Here is a 1,947-nt window from a genome sequence, read left to right as displayed (position 1 = left end):
GAACTGACGGCCGGCGTCGAAGAGGTCCTGCAGTTCGGTCGGGGGCACCCACTGCGGCACCGGCACCAAGGGCGCGAAGTTGTTGTGGGTGCGCACCGGACACTGCTTGGCGGCATAGCCGCCGAGCAGGACGTGCTCTGCTGGACTGGTCATGCTCCCCTCCCCTGGCTGCGCACAGAATTGTCAGACGCGCGCGACACAATCGCATTATGACGACGTGGCACGACATCGCCGATCAGCTCACACCGAGCCAGATCGAGCAAATCGAGTGGCTGGAGGGCGATCCGATGGGCGGCCTCCTCGCCCGCCCCGAGCAGCACCTGGTGCTCGCCCGCGGATGGGCGAGTTACAACCTCGAGCAGTCCTTTCATGCTGACGTTCCGGCGCCTGTCGATGCGGTCGACGTCGGCCCGTGGCTGAGGTTGCCGGGCGGGGCGCGCAGCCGCAGTTTCCGCTCTGTCACCGGGATCGCCGGCCTCGACATCGCCGTCGAGATCACCGGGTCGCAGCACACCGACGGCCGCACCGAAGGCCAGGTGTCCCTGACCGGGAACCCGACCAACCTCAGTGCTGCCGGCGCCCGGGACGTCGCCGACGCCTTGCTCGCCGCCGCTGATCGCATCGCGGAGCGGTAGCGGGCGTTACTCCGGGGTGGCTACGTCAGCGCCAACCGCATCGATGTCCGTGTAGCCGATGACCTCGTCGCCGGCCGTAGCTACGCGCGGCGGCGGCGTCGGATGGAAGAGGTTCGAATCGCGCCTCGACCGGCGACGGCGCCCGCCGGTAGAATCCGCTGTCACCATGGTCAGGAATCAACTTTCCCGGCAATTCATCCCGAGCGCACTCGCAGTGATCTTCCTGGCGACCAGCGCGGTGCTCATGCCGGCTCGGGCAGTGGCCGCGGAACTGAGTGACTATCTCTGGCAACGCCGCCCACTGCTGCTGTTCGCGCCCACCGACAGTGATCCGCGGCTCGTTGAAACGATGCGCCGTATCGAGGCGACCCGTTGTGACTTCGTGGATCGCGACATGGTGCTCGGCCGGATCGCCACCGACGGCACCGGCACCCTCGACGGCGACGTGGTCGACACCAACCAGGCGCGACAGTTGTTCTCGCAGTTCGGGATTAGCACAAACGGCTTCGGCGTGGTGTTGATCGGCAAAGACGGCGGCGAGAAACTGCGCGTCAACGACGTCCCGGATCTTCAGGCGATCTACGCGGTGATCGACGGCATGCCGATGCGGGGCCGCGAGATGAGCGCCGACCCGGGCCGGTGTTGAGACGACGACTCCCGATCCCGGTTCCTAACACAGCGACGGTGTGGGGATGGGACGCCTCGAACCACGACTGGGGCCGCGGGCCCATGGACCTCGCCGGCGCGCGCGAGGCCGGCATCTCCTTCTTCACCCATAAGGCCACCGAGGGCGGCGACTGGGAGGACCGGTACTACAAGAAGGCACTGGAGCGGGCCCGCCGAGCCGCAATCCCGGTCCTGGGCAGCTATCACTACCTGTGGCCGGATCCGCCCAACGGTGTCGAGGCCCAGGTGAACTTCTGGATGGACTACGTCGCCGAGTACACGCCCTGGTGGCACGAGCATCCCTGGATCTGGCAGATCGACGCCGAAAAGCAGGGTCTGCCCCGCCCGCCCAGTCCCGAGGAGATCCGCCGCGCCGTCGACGCCGTCCATGACCGCATGGCGCGCGAACGCACCACCGGCCACGTCATCGTCTACGCCCCCCGGTGGCTGTACGGGGATCAGCTGGGCAGCGGCTATGACCTGTGGAACAGCGACTACACCGGGTCCGGCGCACCCCGGCCGTTCACCGACCAGTACCGGGGCGTGACGGACCGCTCGCGGGGCTGGGACGTGATGTCCGGCCGCAAGCCGCGCATCCTTCAGTTCGCCTCCGACGCGGTCGTGGGACGACAGCACACCTGCGATG

At 67.8% G+C, this 1,947-nt stretch carries 3 protein-coding genes; all 3 read left to right on the top strand.

Going from position 1 to position 1,947, the window contains the following annotated elements:
• Nucleotides 1–209 precede the first annotated feature (209 nt).
• Nucleotides 210–635 (top strand): hypothetical protein, encoded by a 426-nt coding sequence (locus tag ADBZ5U_RS16070; RefSeq protein WP_526811867.1) that lies wholly within the window; start codon nucleotides 210–212, stop codon nucleotides 633–635.
• 58 nt (nucleotides 636–693) lie between these two features.
• A complete protein-coding gene (locus ADBZ5U_RS16065) occupies nucleotides 694–1,281 on the top strand; it encodes a DUF4174 domain-containing protein (RefSeq protein ID WP_526811865.1) in 588 nt (195 codons plus the stop codon).
• 38 nt (nucleotides 1,282–1,319) lie between these two features.
• Nucleotides 1,320–1,947, top strand: a 628-nt coding sequence (locus tag ADBZ5U_RS16060; protein ID WP_526811863.1) for a GH25 family lysozyme, incomplete at its 3' end; no start/stop codon positions are given.

It is taken from the genome of Mycobacterium sp. (genome assembly GCF_040398885.1).
Classification (GTDB): Bacteria; Actinomycetota; Actinomycetes; order Mycobacteriales; family Mycobacteriaceae; genus Mycobacterium.
The sequence above is the reverse complement of the archived record's forward strand: the minus strand, read 5'-3'. Positions and strand labels throughout refer to the sequence as shown.

Excerpts from the sequence above, each read along its gene's own strand:
- ADBZ5U_RS16070 (WP_526811867.1), top strand. The coding sequence starts at position 210 with ATGACGACGTGGCACGACATCGCCGATCAGCTCACACCGAGCCAGATC.
- ADBZ5U_RS16065 (WP_526811865.1), top strand. The coding sequence starts at position 694 with ATGACCTCGTCGCCGGCCGTAGCTACGCGCGGCGGCGGCGTCGGATGG.